Annotated in this window: 19 protein-coding genes and 2 pseudogenes; 10 read left to right on the top strand and 11 right to left on the bottom strand. The window is 63.1% G+C overall.

Annotation, left to right across the window (positions count from 1 at the left end):
- Positions 1–12: 12 nt before the first annotated feature.
- Positions 13–444 (bottom strand): hypothetical protein, encoded by a 432-nt coding sequence (locus V1289_RS32235; protein ID WP_334402041.1) that lies wholly within the window; start codon positions 442–444, stop codon positions 13–15.
- 129 nt (positions 445–573) lie between these two features.
- Here V1289_RS32235 and V1289_RS32230 point away from each other — a divergent pair, with 129 nt between their 5' ends.
- From V1289_RS32230 to V1289_RS32220, 3 genes are all read left to right on the top strand, one after another.
- Positions 574–1227 carry a glutathione S-transferase family protein gene (locus tag V1289_RS32230; RefSeq protein WP_334407763.1) on the top strand — a complete coding sequence of 218 codons (654 nt, stop codon included), beginning with the start codon at positions 574–576 and terminating at the stop codon, positions 1225–1227.
- A 177-nt stretch (positions 1228–1404) separates the two neighbouring features.
- Positions 1405–1581: a hypothetical protein gene (locus V1289_RS32225; RefSeq protein WP_309182651.1), complete on the top strand. Its 177-nt coding sequence runs from the start codon at positions 1405–1407 to the stop codon at positions 1579–1581.
- Positions 1582–1647: 66 nt separating this feature from the next.
- Positions 1648–1788, top strand: coding sequence for a hypothetical protein (locus tag V1289_RS32220; protein ID WP_334402038.1), 141 nt, complete (start codon positions 1648–1650; stop codon positions 1786–1788).
- 33 nt (positions 1789–1821) lie between these two features.
- On the opposite strand, the gene V1289_RS32215 is transcribed toward V1289_RS32220, so the two are convergent.
- Positions 1822–2175, bottom strand: coding sequence for a DMT family protein (locus V1289_RS32215; protein ID WP_334402036.1), 354 nt, complete (start codon positions 2173–2175; stop codon positions 1822–1824).
- A gap of 242 nt (positions 2176–2417) precedes the next feature.
- On the opposite strand from V1289_RS32215, the gene V1289_RS32210 reads away from it, so the two are divergent.
- From V1289_RS32210 to V1289_RS32200, 3 genes are all read left to right on the top strand, one after another.
- A complete protein-coding gene (locus tag V1289_RS32210; protein WP_334402034.1) occupies positions 2418–3233 on the top strand; it encodes a PAS-domain containing protein in 816 nt (271 codons plus the stop codon).
- Between the two features lie 109 nt (positions 3234–3342).
- A complete protein-coding gene (locus tag V1289_RS32205; RefSeq protein WP_334402032.1) occupies positions 3343–3804 on the top strand; it encodes a GNAT family N-acetyltransferase in 462 nt (153 codons plus the stop codon).
- A 293-nt stretch (positions 3805–4097) separates the two neighbouring features.
- The gene (locus tag V1289_RS32200) at positions 4098–5039 is read left to right on the top strand and encodes an aldo/keto reductase (RefSeq protein WP_334402030.1); all 942 of its coding nucleotides are present in this window, start codon (positions 4098–4100) and stop codon (positions 5037–5039) included.
- A gap of 174 nt (positions 5040–5213) precedes the next feature.
- Here V1289_RS32200 and V1289_RS32195 read toward each other — a convergent pair whose 3' ends face one another.
- From V1289_RS32195 to V1289_RS32180, 4 genes are all read right to left on the bottom strand, one after another.
- Positions 5214–5558: an endonuclease domain-containing protein gene (locus tag V1289_RS32195; RefSeq protein WP_334402028.1), complete on the bottom strand. Its 345-nt coding sequence runs from the start codon at positions 5556–5558 to the stop codon at positions 5214–5216.
- A 63-nt stretch (positions 5559–5621) separates the two neighbouring features.
- Positions 5622–6857 (bottom strand): IS4 family transposase, encoded by a 1236-nt coding sequence (locus tag V1289_RS32190; RefSeq protein WP_334401931.1) that lies wholly within the window; start codon positions 6855–6857, stop codon positions 5622–5624.
- Positions 6858–7087: 230 nt separating this feature from the next.
- Positions 7088–8317: a DUF1501 domain-containing protein gene (locus tag V1289_RS32185; RefSeq protein WP_334402026.1), complete on the bottom strand. Its 1230-nt coding sequence runs from the start codon at positions 8315–8317 to the stop codon at positions 7088–7090.
- Positions 8314–9909 (bottom strand): DUF1800 domain-containing protein, encoded by a 1596-nt coding sequence (locus V1289_RS32180; protein ID WP_334402024.1) that lies wholly within the window; start codon positions 9907–9909, stop codon positions 8314–8316. Before V1289_RS32180 ends, V1289_RS32185 begins: the two co-directional genes overlap by 4 nt.
- Positions 9910–10012: 103 nt before the next feature.
- Between V1289_RS32180 and V1289_RS32175 the strand changes: the two genes are divergently transcribed.
- A complete protein-coding gene (locus V1289_RS32175) occupies positions 10013–10216 on the top strand; it encodes a hypothetical protein (RefSeq protein WP_334402022.1) in 204 nt (67 codons plus the stop codon).
- Positions 10213–10899: an HAD family hydrolase gene (locus V1289_RS32170; RefSeq protein ID WP_334402019.1), complete on the top strand. Its 687-nt coding sequence runs from the start codon at positions 10213–10215 to the stop codon at positions 10897–10899. Before V1289_RS32175 ends, V1289_RS32170 begins: the two co-directional genes overlap by 4 nt.
- 200 nt (positions 10900–11099) lie before the next feature.
- Here the strand turns inward: V1289_RS32170 and V1289_RS32165 are convergent.
- A pseudogene (locus tag V1289_RS32165) lies at positions 11100–11695 on the bottom strand (TetR/AcrR family transcriptional regulator).
- Positions 11696–11795: 100 nt separating this feature from the next.
- Here V1289_RS32165 and V1289_RS32160 point away from each other — a divergent pair.
- On the top strand, positions 11796–12569 hold the full coding sequence (locus tag V1289_RS32160; protein ID WP_334402016.1) for a crotonase/enoyl-CoA hydratase family protein: 774 nt from the start codon (positions 11796–11798) through the stop codon (positions 12567–12569).
- A 20-nt stretch (positions 12570–12589) separates the two neighbouring features.
- Here the strand turns inward: V1289_RS32160 and V1289_RS32155 are convergent, their stop codons facing one another.
- Positions 12590–13285 carry a glutathione S-transferase family protein gene (locus tag V1289_RS32155; RefSeq protein WP_334402014.1) on the bottom strand — a complete coding sequence of 232 codons (696 nt, stop codon included), beginning with the start codon at positions 13283–13285 and terminating at the stop codon, positions 12590–12592.
- Positions 13286–13418: 133 nt separating this feature from the next.
- Positions 13419–14126: a glutathione binding-like protein gene (locus tag V1289_RS32150; protein ID WP_334402012.1), complete on the bottom strand. Its 708-nt coding sequence runs from the start codon at positions 14124–14126 to the stop codon at positions 13419–13421.
- A 205-nt stretch (positions 14127–14331) separates the two neighbouring features.
- Between V1289_RS32150 and V1289_RS32145 the strand changes: the two are divergent.
- Positions 14332–15164, top strand: a pseudogene (locus V1289_RS32145) (MBL fold metallo-hydrolase); the annotation flags it as partial.
- Here the strand turns inward: V1289_RS32145 and V1289_RS32140 are convergent.
- Both V1289_RS32140 and V1289_RS32135 read right to left on the bottom strand, forming a co-directional pair.
- Positions 15163–16167, bottom strand: a complete 1005-nt coding sequence (locus tag V1289_RS32140; RefSeq protein WP_334402010.1) for a zinc-dependent alcohol dehydrogenase family protein — start codon at positions 16165–16167, stop codon at positions 15163–15165. The pseudogene V1289_RS32145 and the gene V1289_RS32140 sit on opposite strands and share 2 nt — an antisense overlap.
- A gap of 259 nt (positions 16168–16426) precedes the next feature.
- The gene (locus tag V1289_RS32135) at positions 16427–17581 is read right to left on the bottom strand and encodes an IS630 family transposase (protein WP_334402008.1); all 1155 of its coding nucleotides are present in this window, start codon (positions 17579–17581) and stop codon (positions 16427–16429) included.
- Between the last annotated feature and the right edge of the window lie 281 nt (positions 17582–17862).

Here is a 17862-nt window from a genome sequence, read left to right as displayed (position 1 = left end):
CGCCGAAATGACTCATTTCTGGCAATGGCTTGCGGTCTCGCCACCAGCCTGATCGATCGAGCGCACCTGCACCGATTGCTCCGAGATGTGCCGCAGGCCGGCTGGCCGGACCGGCCGCGCGGCTGAAGCCCAGGCCCCGCACGCGGCGCCCGAACCGGGCCGGGCACGATAGGAAAAGATCCAGCCGGACGTCCCCTCGGCGACGATGATCGCGTTGCGATCGTATTCGCGCGCGGGCCGGACCGGGCCAAGACTTCCGCGACAAGACTTCCGCGACAAGGCTTTCGCGACAAGACTTTCGCGATTCCGAATCGGCCAGCCAACACGGTTCGCTGCAGCGCGTCGGTGCCGAGAGTCGCGCAAGCGTGATCTGATTTGTTTTGGTGTGTTAGTGGAATCATTCTGCGCGCGTGCAGTGCGGTAGAGGTTTTCGACTTTTTCCATTCCGAACCTCTTGCGACGCACCCGCATCGGCATCATTGTTTAGCCGCGTTGCGACGCGACAAGATGAACCATTGGCAATCCCCTGCGCTGCGTGCAATGCGCTCGATCGATCGAATGAAATCCGAACAGATGTACACGCTCTATTCGATGCAGCGCTCCGGTAACAGCTACAAGGTCCGCCTTGCGCTGGCGCTGCTCAACGCGCCGTATCATGCGATCGAGATCGACATCCTGCGCGGCGAAAGCCGCACGCCGGATTTTCTGGCGAAGAACCCCAGCGGACAGGTGCCGCTATTGGAAGTCGCCGAAGGACGCTACCTCGCCGAGTCCAACGCCATCCTCTGGTACGTCTGTGGCGGCACGCCGCTGGCGCCGGAATCGCGGGTCGAACGCGCCGAAGCGCTGCAGTGGATGTTCTTCGAACAGCACGCGCTGGAGCCCAACATCGGCGCGGCCTATTTCTGGCTGTCGCTGGTCAAGGGCGGCCGTGACCTGCAGACCCACGCGCTGGAAGACTGGATGGAGCGCGGCTATGCGGCGCTGCAGGTGATGGAAAACCACCTCAAGACCCATCAATATTTTGCCGCGGGCCAGCTCACCGTCGCCGATATCGCGCTGTACGGCTACACCCATGTCGCCGACCGCTGCGACTACGATCTGGCGACCTTCCCGGCGATCCGCGCCTGGCTGCGGCGAGTCGAGCAGACCCCCGGTTTCGTGTCGATGGACTGGAGCCCCGAGGCCGAGATCGACGATCCCGCCCGCCTCGCCGCCGGGGCTTGATCATTCGGCAGCCGTCCGGCCGAAAACGCCATAGACGTTAACAATGGCGGAACCAACGTTAACCTTTGCGGCGATTTGGCCATTTTCCGGGCGGGAGCCGCCGCAATATTGCCCGCGAGGATTGCGAGGTTGCCTGACGTCGCGGGTGATTCGTCCGCGTCCTGAAGGATTCGGACCATGATAAGGTCGCCCGGCACGGCCGGCTTCGAAAGCCGCCTTGCGCCTGTCGCCTCTTCCCGATTGACCAACGCCATTGCCGCCTCGCTGGCGATCGGTGCACTGTCGCTGTGCCTCGCGGTCGTAATGACCGTGCTCTCGATCAAGGTCAGCATGGCGATGCCGATTTCGATGTGATCCCGGCGCTTTTCCGTTTGTACCTTTGGCACGGCACTACGCGATGATCGGCATCGCGATCGGTCGATGATGAAAACACCTGTCGGACTAGTGACCGTCGGGCTGACGTTGGCGATCCTGCTGGCGGCATCGCTGCTGATCGCCACCGGCACGCATGGCGAAAGCCGCGATCCGGCGGCACAGGTTCTGTCGCCGGCCGCGAAGTGACGCGCCAGCAACGCATCAGCGACGACCGGCGCTTCAAGTCCATTTGTGGAAGATCAAAAACGCCCCGACGGCGATGAAGCCAAAGCCGAGCGCGTGGTTCCAGCCCAGCGGCTCCTTCAGATACAACACCGAAAAGCAAGCGAACACGACCAGCGTGATCACCTCCTGCATGGTCTTGAGCTGCGCTGCCGAATAGACCGCACTGCCCCAGCGGTTGGCCGGCACCGCCAGCCAGTATTCGAAGAATGCAATTCCCCAGCTCACCATGATGACGAGCGGCAGCGGGCTTTGCTTGAATTTCAGATGACCGTACCAGGCGAAGGTCATGAAGACGTTGGAAGCAAACAGCATCAGGATCGGCAGGATCGACGGAGAAATGGCGGGCATCAAATATCCTCTTGGCTCGGTCACGCGCGCTAACCATCAGGCATGGAACCCTGTTCCACCGGCGCGTTCCATTATCATTTGATTTAAAAACCGCGAAAGTTTTGCCTGACCGGTCAACCACCGCTTCAGGATGCGACCTCAAAAAGCCGCCGCCCTTGGAAATATCTGGGGAAATATCCGGCAAACTGCCCGCTTATTCCGGGAGGCAACGAGAATAATTCCGGGAGACGACGAGGACGGGCATGCGGTTCGACTGGCGTGCAATCTCCGGTCCGGCTCTGACGACGGCGACGGCGTTGACCGCCTTCCTTGTCGATCGTCATGTCATTGCCGTGCCCAATCCGGCTCCATTGTTCGTCTGCATCGTCGCCTTCGCAAGCTCCGTCAGCGGCATCGCCTCCGGCCTGGTCAGCGCTGCGATCGCGGTGGCCTCCTCGGCGATGTTCTTTCTCAATCACCGCGCGCTGCCCGGCTACGACATCTCGGACCTGGTGCGGATGATGATGCTGGCGGCGACGGCTGCCGGCACGGCCGTGATCACCGGCCTGTTGCGAAAAAAATGGATCGAGGCGTTCGCATCCGAGCAGGAACACCACGTCACCTCGATGCGGCTGGCGGCCGCACTCGACGAGGTCGACATCGGCATCGTGCTGCTGGATTCCGACACCCGCGCCGAATTCATCAACCGCGCCTTCCGCGACTATTTCGCGCTGTCCGACGCGCAGGCCGACTCCAAGCCGCCCTTCATCGCGCTGATGTATCACGCCCGCGACACCGGCGCCTACGAACTCCCCGAGGACGAATTGAGCGCCTTCATCGCGCGGCGGACCGAGATGATGCGATCGGGCGATTCCACCCCGATCAACATCAATCTCGCCGACGGGCAGGTGCTGCGCTTCAGTTGCACAGCATTGCCGGACGGCGGACGCATGCTGAGCTATACGCCCGTCACCGATCTCGTCCGTCATACCGACGATCCCGCGCAAGCCGACTATCTGCGGTCGCTGCGCGGCGGCAGCGCGCGCAGCCTCGCCCGGCACTTGCGCGCCGCGGAATAAGCGCGCCGCGCAAGCTGCATCCCGCACGATTGATCCGGCTCACGCCTGCCTATAGTAAAGGCCGGCGCCATATTCGCGCGCTACCTTCCTTGGAAATGCAGGAATACTCATGTCCAGCGATGTCACCGTTCGCTTCGTCACCCGGCAGGACTACGAGCAATGGCTGCCGCTGTGGGACGGCTACAACGCATTTTATAAACGATCGGGGCCGACCGCGCTGGCGGGCGAAATCACCGCGATGACGTGGGCGCGCTTCTTCGACGCCTACGAGCCGGTGCACGCGCTGGTGGCCGAGAGCGGCGGAGAACTGCTCGGGCTGACGCATTATCTGTTTCACCGCTCGACCACGGCGATCGAGCCGACCTGCTATTTGCAGGATTTATTCACCAGCGAGGCCGCGCGCGGCAAGGGCGTCGGCCGCGCCCTTATCAATGGCGTCTACGAGCAGGCGACGCGCGCCGGATCGTCCCGCGTGTACTGGCAGACGCACGAAACCAATCACACCGCGCAGTTGCTCTACGACAAGGTGGCGGAAAAATCCGGCTTCATCGTCTATCGCAAGCTGTTCTGACCGCCTGTGGATAAGTCCGGTTGTCACGGCCGCGTAATAAAGCGCGGCTAGGTTGCGCCTCGCGTATGATCAGGCCCCCCGTCTCAGATCACGCGCCCCAAGCGGCCCCCGTCAGTCGCCGCGTCTGACCGGGGCCGCATCTTTTTGTGCTGCATTCACATGCAATTGACGGCTGCGGGCGACCGGCCTGAGGCCCCACGGTATGACCGCACCTTGCAGCGCCAAGGCGCGCGGGCCACACTATGATCCTGTCCCCTGCCCCTCTCTTGCCCGCACCCTACAGGATCGTTTTCATGCAAATTCGCAATCTCGGCGGCTCCGGCCTGCGCGTTTCCGCCGTCGGCCTCGGCTGCAACAATTTCGGCCAGCGCACCGATCTCGAAACCTCGCGCAAGGTGATCCACAAGGCAATCGACCTCGGCATCACGCTGTTCGACACCGCCGACATCTATGCCGGTATGGGCGGCTCCGAGACCGTGCTCGGCGCCGTGCTCGGCGATCGCCGCAAGGACATCGTGCTGGCGACCAAATATTCCAAGCCGATGAGCAAGGACGGCACCAAGCAGGGCGCCTCGCGCCGCTACATCATGTCCGCGGTCGAGGCCAGCCTGACGCGGCTGAAGACCGATTACATCGATCTCTACCAGCAGCACGATTACGATCCGCTGACGCCGATCGAGGAAAGCCTGCGCGCGCTCGACGATCTGGTCCGCCAGGGCAAGGTCCGCTACATCGGCAATTCGAATTTTCCGGCGTGGCGGATCGCCGAGGCCGAGCACGTCGCGCGCGCGATCAATGTCGGCCGCTTCGTTTCCTGCCAGGACGAATACAGCCTCGTGGTGCGCGGCATCGAGAAGGATCTGTTGCCGGCGGCACAAGAATACAATCTCGGCCTGCTGCCGTTCTTCCCGCTCGCGAGCGGCCTGTTGACCGGCAAATACCAGCGCGGCGCCGCCGCGCCGGAAGATACCCGGTTCGGCAAGGCGCCCGCGCTCAGGGATCGCTACGTGACGCCGCGCAACGAGGACATCGTCGAGAAGCTGCAAGCCTTTGCCAACGCGCGCGGCCACAGCATGCTCGAACTCGCCTTCTCCTGGCTGGCGTCGCGCCCGCAGGTCTCGAGCGTGATCGCCGGCGCCACCCGCATCGAACAGGTCGAGCAGAACGTGAAAGCGATCGACTGGAGCTTGAGCGCGCAGGAGATCGCCGAGATCGACGGGATCACGAAGGGGTGAGCGGACCGAGGCGCCGGCCTCTCGCCCCCTCTCCCCGTTCTTCACGGGGAGAAGGTTGGGGTGAGGGGCTCTATCCGCGACCGCGATCTATCGATCGACTTGTACCCCTCACCCGGATTGCTTCGCAATCCGACATCTCCCCGGAAGCGGGGCGAGGTTAAATGGGCCACGAGTTCACTTCAAAAGTTCGGCCTGAATCGTCGTCAGAACACCTTCGAGATTGCCGAGCACATCATTGTTCCAGAATCGAAGCACCCTGTAGCCTTCTTCATTCAAGCGACGATCCCGTACAACGTCTGCAGCAGATTCATTGTGCTGCCCACCGTCCACTTCGACAATTAGACGTCCATCACGGCAGACGAAATCACAGATGTAGCCGCCTATCGGCTCCTGCCGTACGAATTTTTGCCCGTCGATTTGGCGATTGCGAATTCGATTCCAAAGAACTGTCTCCGCGTCCGTCTGATTGACGCGCAGCCGCCGTGCGGTCCGGATGGTCTTCCGATCTGGCCCACGCATTGCCTCGCCCCTCACCCGGATTGCTGCGCAATCCGACCTCTCCCCGCAAAGTGCCTGTTCGATTCACACATCTTGAAGCCTCAGAGTGGTGCCGAACTTGATGCGCTGGAAGTCGTCCAACCCCCAGCGCATGGTTTTGGGTCCGGGCTTTCCGTAATAGCCGTCCCATCCGCCGAGCCTGGCGATGACCCAGGCAGCGAAGGCGAGGGAACCTTTGGGGTGCGGGTTTTTCTGGCGGGCAGTCTGCCCTTCGAGTTTAGCCGACAGAGCCTCCAGAATGGGTTGATCGTCCGGTTCGAAGGCATCGGCCAGTTGCCGGTCGGTCGTCCCTTCACGAGCCTTGACCAATTGCATGACGGTAACTGTCGCGACGGTTGCGGCTGCGACGAACTTGATCATGACCTGTGGATCGCCAATGTCGGCTTTCTCGATATCGAATCCTGCCGTCTTGAGGGTTCGGAAGAACTCTTCGATGCTCCACCGCATCCGGTAGAGGTCTACAATTCTGCGCGCCTCGGCCGTGTTCGTGACGGTGTGCGTGGTGAGAAGCCGCCAATGAACCGGCTCACCGTCTTCAAGCGGCGAGACCTCGCGAACGTCGACCAATGTCAGGGTAACGCTTGCCGGCAGATCGGGTGCGGCTCCATGTAGCGGCTTGCACAATTTGACGGACGAGAAGCGCAACGCCAGTTCCGCCGCCCGCGCTTTGCGACCCGGTGCAGCAGGGATTTTCACGCTGTACCGATCCGCTTCCGGCAGGTCGTCGATGAACGTGAACAGCAGCGCGTCGGCCTCCTCGGCGTCCTTGATTTTCCGGTTTTGGCAGGCTCGGACGATCAAATGTGTGTTGGTCGGACGACGCGCAAAATGCTCGTAGAAGTCGCTTTCCCGATCCGACAGCACGGTAATGCTGTTCGCCGCTGCCAGTACCTCGCTGGCACACGTCGTTGTATCGAGCCAGCGCTGCGATTCCTTATCTTCCGTCGCACGAGAGCGCCGCGGTGTGACTGCACCAGTGTCCCGATTCCAAATCGTGGCATCCACCAGCCCGAGTAGCGCGCCGGTTCCAATCTCCAGCGCTATCGCAGCATGCAACAGCAGTCCGCCCAGCGCGCCGCCTTTTCCGACAGGTCCATACCCGCTCGCTCGGGCGCGCCGACCTCCCAACGCCAGTTCGCTGGTATCCTGAGCCACAACGATCTCACGGCCCGCCACTCGCGCTGCGGTGCCGTCACACGCATGGCACACCATTTCGTCGGCAGTCACTGCCGGGTTGTGAAGGAACCGCCTGAACCGCATCTCCTGCGATCGACGTCCCGCAAGCCGTCGGATACGACAACCCGGTCGCTCGACGAGGGCCGCGTGGAACGCCGCCCCCCTTTTTCTAGGCGGCGGTCGCCAAACCGTCCCAGCCCAAATTCCATGGCCGCTATCTCCGCTGCGAATCAACGATCCTCAACGGAATCAGCCCCCAAAAATCTCGGCAACCGAAATGTGTGCATATGACAGCCGCAAAGTGCGGGGAGAGGTTAAGCAACCAGCCCCTTCATCGGCTTCACCGGCGCGCTGTCGGGAAAAACCTGCTCGGCCAGCACGCGTTCGCCAAGGCCGAACTGGTCGTACAGCACGCCTTTCATGACCGCGCGCAAATCGGTGGTCGGCGCGAGGTCGCGGCCCTGATAGAGATTGGCGGGCTTCAGCCCCGGCCAGTCCGCGATCACCCTTCCGCCTTTCACCGCACCGCCCGCGAGCAGCGCGATGGTGCCGGTGCCGTGATCGGTGCCTTCGGTGCCGTTGATGCGCGCGGTGCGGCCGAACTCGGTGGCGACCACGATCACGGTGTCGCGCCAGCGGTCGCCGAGCCCGCTTTCGAATTCCGCCAGCGCGCCGTCGAGCCCGGACAAGAGCTGAGCGAGCCGGCCGACCGGGCCGCCTTCATTGGCATGGGTGTCCCAGCCGTCGAAGGCGAGCGCGCCGATCCGCGGACCGTCATCGGCCGCCATCAGTTTGGCCGCGCCGCGCGCCACCAGCCGCATCGCGGCCACGCCGTTGGTGCCGGGTTTCGGCTTCATGTCGTCGCCCTGGGCTGCCTTGTCGAGCTGCAGGCCCTGGGTCAGCGCTGTCGCCAGCGCGGGATCGCGGTGTTGATAGAGTTCGGCAAGCCGCATCGCGGTATCGTCGGCGGCCTGCGGCAGCGCGACCGGTGCCCAGCCGACGGTCGGCGCTGAGCCGCGCAGCACCAGCGGCGTGGTCGGACCGACGGCGAGCGCACGCATCACCCGGTCGCCCCTGGGCAAGTTTTCCAGCGCACGGTTGAGCCAGCCGGACTGCACCCGGCCCGGCTCGGCAAAGCCGCTTTCGAGCACGTCCTGGCCGTCGAAATGCGAGCGGTCGCGATAGGAGGTCGCGACCGCATGGATCACCGCGGCCTTCTTCTCGCGGTACATCCGCGCGAACGCCGGCATCGCCGGGTGCAGCGCGAAGAACGAATCCAGCATCACCGCCGCATTCGGCCCATCGGTCCGCAGCGCGATCGAACCATGCAGGCCGGCATAATCAGGGTCGCCGATCGGAGCCACGGTGGCGAGCCCGTCGAGCGCGCCGCGCAGGATCACGACGACCAGCCGCGGATCGCGGCCGTCGGCGGCGCGCGCGAATTTCGGCAAATAGGCCCAGGCCGCAAAGGAAGCGCCGCCGAGCAGCAGCGCGCGGCGTGACGTGGCCGATGCCATCGGGCTTTCGCAGCAATCCATCGTCATCTCCTCTGGAATTCCGGCGACATCAGCAACAGCGCCAGCGCCTGCTGCCGCGATTCCGCGCGCTCGATGGTCCGCCGCGTTTCCGGCGAGGCGGCGTCCGCCGCGACCAGTTCAAGCAGATCGCGCGGATCGATCCGGTCGGCGAGGTTGGAAGCGATCTGCGCGGAAATATCGAGGCGCAGCTTGATGCCTTCGGGCGCGGCCCAGGCCGCGTTGGTGTCGGGAAACCCGTTCGGCCCGGCGGGCGACCATAATGGCTGGCCCAGCACGTTGAGGCCGTTGAGATAGCGGCCGGGATCTTCCGGATTGCGCGCCAGCAGCCGGCCGCTGGCGACCAGGAATTCGTAAGGCGAGCGCAGCTTGGTCAGCGGCGCCTGCCAGGCCTCATCGGAATCCACAAGCACCGTCGCCAACGCCTTGAGGTCGCCGTCGCTTTTGGTGAACACATCGTGCAGCCGCGCCACCAGCGAAGGCGGCGGCTCGTCGGCTGTGAAGTGACGGGCGAATTTGGTGGCGACGAACTTTGCGGTGGAGGGATGGCGCGCGATATCCGCCAGCACCGCCTCGCCCTGCGCCACGCCATTGGCCTCGTAGATTTTTCCCATCACCCGTTGCGCGCCGGGCTGGTGCGCATTGGCGTTGAACACGAAGGTGCCGGGCGTGCCGAGCTGGCCTTGCCGTCCGGCATAGGTCCAGCCGGTGATGACGCGCGCCAGCGACGTCACGTCGTCCTGCGAATAGCCGCCGCCGACGCCGAGCGTATGCAGTTCCATGATCTCGCGCGCGAGATTTTCGTTCAGGCCGCGGTTGCGGTTGACCCCGGCGCGCGAATCCGGACCGAGCGATTGCTGATTGTCGAGGAAGAACAGCATCGCCGGATGCTGCTCGACCGCCTGCAGCATGTCGGCGAAGCGCCCGAGCACATGCGGCCGGATCGCCTCGCGTTCGAACGAGCCCGCCCACATCCGCGCCAGCGGGCCCTTGTTGGCGGAGATGCAGAAATGATTGGACCAGAACACCACCAGCCGCTCGGCGAATCCGCAATCGGCGATCGTCCCGCGCTGCAGCCGCGCCAGCGCCTCGGCGCGAAACGTCTTCTGGATGATGTTGAGCGGCTGCGGCGGCGGTTTTGCCGCGCCAGGCTGCATCGTTTCGGCCGGCGTCATCGTGGCATTGGCGCTGCCGTTCTCGGCGGTCTGCATTGCCATTTCTTTGGCAGATTCTTTGGCCGGCTCTTTGGCCATGATGTCCTTGGCGATGCTGGAGAGCGAAAGGTTTCGCCGTTGCACGCGCGCATCCGGCGATGCTTGCTGTGGCGGGCCTTCGGTCGCGGTTGCCGGCGCGCCCGACTTCGACGCCGCGTCGCGGGCCTGCTTGATCTCGAACTGATAGTCGAACACCGCCTTGCCCAGCGCCGCAGTCGACGACAGGCCGGGCACTTCGAGCAGCACGCCGTTGGGGCGGGAGAGCTCGGCCTTGACGAAGCCGCGCGGATCGGAGGCGGCATTGACGAAATCGCCCGACGCGCCGCCGCGGGCACCGAAACCGAAGCGATTGAGCGCAACGAGCGCGGCTTGCGAATCGCGGGCCATCGGGTTTCCCTTGAACCATTCCCCGGCGTATATTGGCGCGCAGTATAACGCGCTTCGAAATGAACCCGAGATTAATTCCGCGGCGGGACGCGGCCCAGATTCCATGACAAATCGGTTAGAAACTCTGCCCTCGCGCCGCCTCGCCTGCTCAGGCTGCGGCACCGAATTCACCTGCAACCCGTCGGGTCCGTGCTGGTGCGCGGAGGAGACCTATCTGCTGCCGATGCCGTTCGACGGCGGCGATTGCCTGTGCGCCGATTGCCTGCGCCTGAAGGCGAAGCAGGCGGCAGAAGCGGCTTCGACGTGACCGGCCAATGGAACATCAGTGCCGTCCTGCTCGACATGGACGGCACCCTGCTCGACACCGAAAAAGTCTATTTCAAAAGCCTGATCGCGGCGCTGAATGCGTGCGGCTTCACCGATGACGTCGCTCCGCTGTGCCGCACCATGGTCGGACTTCCCGGCCCCGACTGCGAGCGCCTGTTGATCGATCGTTACGGCGACGACTTTCCGCTCGCCGAGATCACCAAAGCCTTCGTCGCCAGGCGGGATGAATTCATCGGCGCCGGCCTGCCGCTCAAGCATGGCACGATCGAACTGCTCGATGCGCTGCAGGCGATCGAATGTCCCTTTGCGATCGTAACTTCGTCGTCGCGACGCACCGCCCACGAGCACCTGACGCTTGCCGGAATCCGGTCGCGCTTCGACACCATCCTGACCCGTGACGACGTCACGCGCGGCAAGCCAAGCCCCGATCTGTATCTGCTGGCGGCGGCACGACTTGGCGTGAAGCCGGAACTTTGCGTCGCCGTGGAAGATTCCAATCACGGCGTGACCGCCGCGCACGCCGCCGGCGCCATCACCATCATGGTGCCCGACATGGTGCCGCCGACCGAAGAGTCGCGGGCGCGATGCGCCGCGGTGCTGTCCGATCTCAACGCGGTGCGGGCGATGCTGCTTGACCGCGGCGGGCTTGCGCGCCGCTCGTAGTCGTCGTCATGACCGTACCCGGCGTTCCCCGGACGCTGCGCAGCGCCACCAGCGCGTTCACGCGCGTCTTCGACGCGCTATGGCGATGCGCTGCTGATCCGAGGTCCATCGTTCTGCGCGAAGAGTGGGTCCCGGCTCTGCAGTGCACCGCTGAAGAGGCGCTGCACCGCGTCCGGAACACGATACAGCGCGGGCGGCCGTCAACTCCCGGCGCGGCGCCGCGCACGCATGGCGGCGCTGGTCAATGATGCGGCGGCCTCGCCGGCGGTCTCCATGTAGGAGGGGTCGCGATGCAGGAGAACGACGGCGAAGGAACCATCCAGCAGCAGCAATATCTGCCGCGCGAGCCTGGATGCCTGCGCGATCCCCTCCGCCTCGAAGGTGACGCGCAGCCAGCTTTCGAATTTCTTCTTGTGCGCGGCGCCGATCCTGATCGCGGGGTGGCCGGGCATGTTGGCAAGCTCGGCTGAGGTGCGCAGAAAGCCGCAGCCTTTCCATTTCGGATGCCGGGCGGAACGGGCCAGATTCTTGAAGATGGCCTCGATTCTGGCCGGCAAGCCGCCACGGCTCTCGGCGAACCAGCGCTGGAACAGCGCCAGATTGGGCTGGTCCCGGCCGCCGAGATAGGCCGCGATCAAATCGTCCTTGCTGTCGAAATGATAATACAGCGTGCGCTTGGTGACGCCGGCGGCCGCCGCCACCCGTCGACGCTCACGCTCTTGATGCCCTCGCTGTAGAACAGCTTGCTCGCCGCAGCGATGATGCGTTGAGGTGTATCGGTTTCGGGTCGTGTCATGCCGGGTATGTATACCGACCAGTGAATATACACAACATCCGGCGCATCGTACCCGGCGCATCGTACGGTGGCTCCCGACCGAACCAGGGAGACCACCACCATGTCCGACGCCGTGCTGCTCGATATCAAGGACGGGATCGCGCTCGTCACGCTGAACCGGCCGGAAAAACTCAATGCGCTCAATTACGAACTGATCGACCGGCTGATGGCGCGCATGGATATGATCGAGGTCGCGTCCGAGGTGCGCGCCGTAATCCTCACCGGCGCCGGCGACCGGGCGTTTTCCGCCGGGGCCGACATATCAGAATTTTCGGCAAGCCTGCGCCGGGGGACTAATACGGCGATCCGGGACTTTGTCCGGCGCGGGCAAGCCATGACGGCGCGGCTCGAAGCCTTCAGGAAGCCGGTGATCGCGGCGGTCAACGGCATCGCGTTCGGCGGCGGGTGCGAGATCACCGAGGCGGTCCATCTCGCCATCGCCAGCGACAAGGCACAGTTTGCGAAGCCGGAAATCAATCTCGGCATGCCGCCGACCTTTGGCGGCACCCAGCGGCTGCCGCGTCTGGCCGGACGCAAGCGCGCGCTGGAACTGTTACTGACCGGCGATCCTTTCCCGCCGGCGCGGGCGCTGGAGATCGGGCTCGTCAACAGCGTCGTGCCGCACGATGATTTGCTGTTGGCGGCGCGCGAACTGGCTGATCGTATCATCCGGCATTCGCCGCTCGCGGTCGGCAGCATCCTCACCGCGGTGACGCGCGGCCTGAACATGGGCATCGCCGAAGGGCTTCTGGTCGAGAGCGAACAATTCGCCGCGATGGTGCCGACGCGCGATCTCGCCGAGGGGCTCGAGACGTGGGCGGCGCGTTCGCGGTAGGAAGGTGCCGGAGGAGAGTGCTAAACCGCATACCCCGGCGATTTCCGCGCCATGCCGTCGAACGCTTCGAGCAGCCGTTTACGCCATGCGTAAACCGGATCGTCCTCGGCGAGCAGCTTGAACGGGCTGACCACGCGTGCCCACTGGAACGGGCCGAACACGATATAGTCGGCATAATTCGGTGCCGCGCCGCCGAGATAGTTTTGCGTCCGCAGCGTCAGCCGCAATGGCTCGAGCGATTTGCGAAAACCCTCAACCGCCTTGTCGCGGCCGGCCACCACTTCCTCGAGCGGCTTGCCGAAACGGGCCTCGCGGGTCTTGCGGAAATAGGCGGCATCGACCGGCTTCAGATGCGCGGGGATGTCGGCGACGATCAACGGAAACATGCCGCCCATCACGGTGACGTCGCCCCACCAGTTCAGCATCCGCCCCACCGCACGGCCGCCCTCGCCGCCGAACAGCGACGGCCGGTCCGGATAAGTGTCTTCGAGATAATTGGCGATCACCCAGGAATCGACGATCGGCTTATCGCCGTCGAGCAGCACGGGCACCTTTTCGGATTGATGCGGGGCGATCGCAGCCTTGTCGGTAAAACACCACGGGATCGTTTCCGCCGACAACCCCTTATGCGCCAGCGCCATCCGCGTCCGCCAGCAGAACGGACTGAACGGACGGGCGTCGTCGCTGCCGACGAGTTCGTAGAGTTTGAGGGGCATCGATTAGTCCTCGCGCGGGCGTCAAACTCACTCTGTCATTGCCGGACTTGATCCGGCAATCCATCTTCTTGGGAAGATGGATACGCGGGTCAAGCCCGCGTATGACGAGATTGGTTTACGGCTCGATCCCGCGTCACCGCACCACCGCCGCGGTTTGCCCGAACAAGAGCTTGCGCTCTTCCTCGGTGCGGATCGCGGGCTGGCCGAAATTCGGATTGACCTCCTTGGCGAGGGCGTAAGCGCGCACCGTGGCCGGCCGCTCGCGGATGGTCTCGAGCCAGCGCTTCAGATGCGGAAAATCGTCGATGTTCTGCTCCTGGTTCTTGTAAGGCACGATCCAGGGATAGCTCGCCATGTCTGCGATCGAATACTCGCCGGCGATGAATTCACGATCGGAAAGCCGCTTGTTGAGCACGCCGTAGAGCCGGTTGGTCTCGTTCACATAGCGGTCGATGGCGTATTTGATCTTTTCCACGGCGTAATTTCGGAAGTGATGGTTCTGGCCGGCCATCGGCCCGAGCCCGCCCATCTGCCAGAACGTCCACTGGATCGCGTCGTAGCGGCCGTAGAAATCAGCGGGCAGGAACTTGCCGGTCTTCTCGGCGAGATACAGCAGCATCGCGCCGGATTCGAAGATCGAGATCGGCTTGGCCCCGCCCTTCGGCTCGTGATCGACCATCGCCGGGATCCGGTTGTTCGGCGCGATCGCCAGAAACTCCGGCTTGAACTGATCGCCCTTGCCGATGTTGACCGGGAAGATTTTGTAACGGAGGCCGGCCTCTTCAAGGAACATCGTTATCTTGTGACCGTTCGGCGTGGTCCAGTAATGGAGGTCGATCATGGGACGATCCTGGGCTGATGAAACCGTGCATCGCAAAAGTGGATGCCGATGCATGAATGTGGTCGGATCGTGCGCTCAAGTCAATGGTATTGGCATGACGCGCGCGAAAGTGATGGGCGGCGCCGACGTGCATTGAGGTGACGCGCGATCGGACCTAAGTCACGAGGCACACGAACTTAACGACAGTCTTGCCGGAGGACATGCGATGACCAAGGATCTGGCCCGCCGTGATTTTCTGAAAGCTTCAGCCGCATTCGCCGGCGCCGCCGCCGCCAACGCGTTTTCATGCGTCGCGATCGCCCGCGCCGCGCCGATCGAGGTGCCGACCGTGGACAAGCTCTCGATCCGCGTGCTGGCCGACTCCGGTTCGATCAGTTCTTCCGCCCCAAGCAGGCCAACGGGGTATCGATCGTCCCGATGGCGCGCGGCGGCGATTTCCGCATGACGCTGCACAATGAATGGGGACTGTCGCTGTGGCTGGAGTCGCAGGCTGCAGGCAGCCAGCGGACGCTGATGCTGGACTACGGCTACACGCCTGACGTCCTGATCAACAACATGGAGCTGGTCGGCGTCGATCCGTCGAAACTCGATGCGCTGATTGTCAGCCACGGCCACTACGATCATTTCGGCGGCCTCAACGGCTTCGTCGACAAATTCCGCGACAAGCTTCCCGCCGACGTAAAACTCTACGCCGGCGGCGAGGACAATTTCTGCCATCGCGTCAATCCCACAGCGACCAAAGGCCAGTTCACCGATTTCGGCGCGCTCGATCGCCGCCAGCTCGCGGCGCAGAAAGTCACGACCGCGCTGTGCGAGACGCCGACCGTGATCGCCGGCCATGCCTTCACGACCGGCAAGATCACGCGCCGCAGCATGGAGCGCATCCTGCCGCAGACCTGGGTCGAATTCGGCATCAAGGACGGCTTGGGCTGCAATGCCGGCCACTATCTGCCGGTCGAGATGGAAGGCAAGATCGTGCCCGACGAGCACATCCACGAGCATGCGACCTGCTTCAACATCAAGGACAAGGGCCTCGTCACAACGTAAGACAAATTTTTCCGAAATGACTCTGCGAAACCTGATGCCTGAACGCAGCCGCGATCGCATCCAACGGGAACGTTGAGTCGATGATCGGCTGGATGCCGTTAGCGTCGATCGCGGCGATCATCTCCTGCTGTTCCTGGCGAGAGCCCACGGTGATGCCCTTGATCGTCACGTTCTTGGACATGGCCAAAGCGGTAGGGACATCTCCAGCAACCCCGGTCAACACGCCGATCAAGGAGATATGACCGCCGATCCGGCAGGCCTGGATCGACTGGGACAGGGTTCCGGGGCCGCCGACTTCGACGACCGCGTCAACGCCCTGCCCGGTAGCCAAAGCCGCCGCAGACCGACCCCATTTCGGATCGCTCTTGTAGTTGATCAAGTGGTCCGCACCGAGGTCTTTCAAACGCGCCAGCTTTTCATCGGACGACGAGGTTGCGATCACCGTCGCGCCAGCGGCCTTGGCGAACTGAACTGCAAAGATTGAGACACCGCCGGTCCCTTGGGTCAACACGACATCTCCCGGCTTGATCCGCGCCTCGACCATCAGCGCGCGCCACGCGGTCAGGGCGGCGCAAGGCAAAGTGGCCGCCTGGGCAAAGCTCCACCCCTTGGGCAGGCGTGTGAACGCCGTGGCGGGCATGGCTACATACTCGGCGGCGAAGCCATCTATGTGATCCCCCGGCACTCCCCTGAGCCGGTCGCCCGTTGGACCACCTGACGTCCAATTCGGAAAGAAGGTTGAGAGAACATGATCTCCCGTTTTCACGGCGCTGACGCCATCGCCGATGCCCACGACTTCGCCGGCACCATCGGACATCGGGATGCGGCCGTCGGCAGTCTTGATCCTCCCGGAGACGACAGCGAGGTCGTGAAAGTTCAACGAACTGGCGTGCAGTTTGACCAAAACCTGCCCTGGCCCGGCGATCGGTTCGGAGCGTCCTTCGACGACGATCTTGTCGAGCCCCCCTGGGGCCTTAACGGCGGCGACCTTCACGGGAAGTTTGTCTCCAGTCCCTGGATTTCAACGCTTCGCAGAACTCGGTCTGGAAGCCGATCACACCTGAGCCGCTACTTCACCGGCTGAGAGTAAAACAAACCGGCTTTTGGCAACGCCTTTTGCCCCTTGGTGGGTTCCAAAGGCGCATCCGCGCGTCTTGCCAGTTCTTCTCGCAAAGTCGGCGGCTTGTAGAAATGAAGCAGACCTTGGCCGGTTTCATCTACTCTAGGTCAGCGTTTCCTTGGTTCGAATCATATTAGGCAGCCTCGGCGAGTTTGTAAGACCATGTGTGGACGACCGGGTGGCGATTGACGTCCTTGATGCCGAGCATGATGCGTTCCTTGAGCTCCTGCTTGGACGCCACCCGGATGTGGCGCAGGACCGAGCGGGCGAACTTGGAGAAGAAGCCCTCGATGAGGTTGAGCCAGGATCCGTGCTTGGGCGTGAAGGTGAACGCGAAGCGGCCCGCCGGTTGAGTGGCGAGCCAGGCTTGGGTTTCTCTGGAGATATGCGCCGAGTGGTTGTCCAGGATCAGCTTGATCGCCGTACCGGCCGGGTAAGCGGCATTAAGAAGCTTGAGGAATTCGACAAACTCGCGGCTGCGATGGCGGTCTTTGACCAGGGCGTGGACCTTGCCGGTGAGCAGATCGATCCCGGCCAACAGGCTGAGCGTGCCATGGCGCTTGTACTCATGATCGCGCGAGAATGTCGCGTAGGTGCCAGGCACCGGCGGCAAATCCGGCGATGTGGTCGCGATCGCCTGGATTCCCGGCTTCTCGTCGTAGGAGACAATCGCTACCGGCTTGCGCGATGTTTTAGATTTTTTCTTCTTGGCCGCGGCCTTTTTCAGGACCTGGACCTCGCGATAGACGCACAGAACTTCCGCCATCTTCTGTTCGAACTCGGCGTCGCGGCGTTCAAGATGGTAACGCACCTTATGCGGTTTGATTTCCTCTTGACCGAGAATCTTGCACACCGTGCCTTGGACAAGATTGGCGAGACATCCGTGTCCCGCCGCCGCCCCGTGCTCACGCGCATGGCGCGCCAAAAGACGCGTCGTCCACAACTCGTGCGGATAGCCGTGATCCTTGGCCTTGTCGCACGCCAACGCCACCAGCCAGGCTTTGGCCTCCGGCGTAATCACTGGCTCCTTGCCCGGTCTGGGTCGGTCATCAAGCGCCATTAACGGCCCATAGGCCAGCGCCCGCTCGATGCAGCGTTGGACCGTCTGATGATGCACCCCCACCCGCTGTCCAACGGCAAAAAAAGACGGGTTCTCGCGATAAGCCAGAAGCATCTGCGCACGCTGCACCCGGCTCGCTGGCTCGGTGCGAGACCGTGAAACGGTTATCAGACGCGCAACGTCCTCATCTGTCATCACCACTTCAAGCGCTTGCCGCCATGTTGCCATGATGTCGCTCCTCGTTCAGCTCTTCTCAAACGAGGAATCTACCAACAACCTTCCAGTTCCATAGATGTTGGCTTCTCAATGCCGGTTTCATGAAATCGGTCGTCTAGTCGTTGATTTCGGCAATGTGCGCCGCTCACAGCCGGGAATGACGGTCTGTAGGCCCGCGGATGTACGTTCGACGACAGTCATGTTGATGCTCCGAGGCGATTGCCGCAAATTCAGTGTGACACACAGTTCAACACTCAATAACAGTTTTTCGCAGGCTTCCCCCAGGAAATAAG

It is taken from the genome of Bradyrhizobium sp. AZCC 2289, assembly GCF_036924615.1.
Taxonomy (GTDB): domain Bacteria; phylum Pseudomonadota; class Alphaproteobacteria; order Rhizobiales; family Xanthobacteraceae; genus Bradyrhizobium.
This window is presented reverse-complemented; position numbering and strand designations above follow the sequence as displayed.

Excerpts from the sequence above, each read along its gene's own strand:
- V1289_RS32235 (WP_334402041.1), bottom strand. The coding sequence starts at position 444 with ATGGAAAAAGTCGAAAACCTCTACCGCACTGCACGCGCGCAGAATGAT.
- V1289_RS32230 (WP_334407763.1), top strand. The coding sequence starts at position 574 with ATGTACACGCTCTATTCGATGCAGCGCTCCGGTAACAGCTACAAGGTC.
- V1289_RS32225 (WP_309182651.1), top strand. The coding sequence starts at position 1,405 with ATGATAAGGTCGCCCGGCACGGCCGGCTTCGAAAGCCGCCTTGCGCCT.
- V1289_RS32220 (WP_334402038.1), top strand. The coding sequence starts at position 1,648 with ATGATGAAAACACCTGTCGGACTAGTGACCGTCGGGCTGACGTTGGCG.
- V1289_RS32215 (WP_334402036.1), bottom strand. The coding sequence starts at position 2,175 with ATGCCCGCCATTTCTCCGTCGATCCTGCCGATCCTGATGCTGTTTGCT.
- V1289_RS32210 (WP_334402034.1), top strand. The coding sequence starts at position 2,418 with ATGCGGTTCGACTGGCGTGCAATCTCCGGTCCGGCTCTGACGACGGCG.
- V1289_RS32205 (WP_334402032.1), top strand. The coding sequence starts at position 3,343 with ATGTCCAGCGATGTCACCGTTCGCTTCGTCACCCGGCAGGACTACGAG.
- V1289_RS32200 (WP_334402030.1), top strand. The coding sequence starts at position 4,098 with ATGCAAATTCGCAATCTCGGCGGCTCCGGCCTGCGCGTTTCCGCCGTC.
- V1289_RS32195 (WP_334402028.1), bottom strand. The coding sequence starts at position 5,558 with ATGCGTGGGCCAGATCGGAAGACCATCCGGACCGCACGGCGGCTGCGC.
- V1289_RS32190 (WP_334401931.1), bottom strand. The coding sequence starts at position 6,857 with ATGCGGTTCAGGCGGTTCCTTCACAACCCGGCAGTGACTGCCGACGAA.
- V1289_RS32185 (WP_334402026.1), bottom strand. The coding sequence starts at position 8,317 with ATGACGATGGATTGCTGCGAAAGCCCGATGGCATCGGCCACGTCACGC.
- V1289_RS32180 (WP_334402024.1), bottom strand. The coding sequence starts at position 9,909 with ATGGCCCGCGATTCGCAAGCCGCGCTCGTTGCGCTCAATCGCTTCGGT.
- V1289_RS32175 (WP_334402022.1), top strand. The coding sequence starts at position 10,013 with ATGACAAATCGGTTAGAAACTCTGCCCTCGCGCCGCCTCGCCTGCTCA.
- V1289_RS32160 (WP_334402016.1), top strand. The coding sequence starts at position 11,796 with ATGTCCGACGCCGTGCTGCTCGATATCAAGGACGGGATCGCGCTCGTC.
- V1289_RS32155 (WP_334402014.1), bottom strand. The coding sequence starts at position 13,285 with ATGCCCCTCAAACTCTACGAACTCGTCGGCAGCGACGACGCCCGTCCG.
- V1289_RS32150 (WP_334402012.1), bottom strand. The coding sequence starts at position 14,126 with ATGATCGACCTCCATTACTGGACCACGCCGAACGGTCACAAGATAACG.
- V1289_RS32135 (WP_334402008.1), bottom strand. The coding sequence starts at position 17,581 with ATGGCAACATGGCGGCAAGCGCTTGAAGTGGTGATGACAGATGAGGAC.